The organism is Bacillus cereus group sp. BfR-BA-01347 (assembly GCF_022663835.1).
Classification (GTDB): Bacteria; Bacillota; Bacilli; order Bacillales; family Bacillaceae_G; genus Bacillus_A; species Bacillus_A thuringiensis_K.
In genome coordinates, this window is record NZ_JAKUGG010000107.1 from 1 (window position 1) to 223 (window position 223).

Sequence of the window (223 nt, forward strand, 5' to 3'; positions counted from 1 at the left end):
TTCTAGAAAGAACACGCTGTGCTTTCGCCAACTTATCTTCTAATGATCGGAAAAACTTCGGATTTTCATAGTGTGTTCCATCTGACAAAATAGCGAAATCTTTTAGTCCTATATCTATTCCAATGTAAGAATGTGTTTTCGGAAGTTCTTGTACTTCTGTTTCAACTAATAGTGACACAAAATATCTACCAGAAGGGTTCCGTCTAACTGTAGCATTTACAAT

General features: G+C 35.4%; 1 protein-coding gene. It reads right to left on the minus strand.

Going from position 1 to position 223, the window contains the following annotated elements:
* Nucleotides 1-223: transposase (locus MR143_RS32870; protein WP_242281309.1), on the minus strand; the 223-nt coding region annotated here is incomplete at both ends.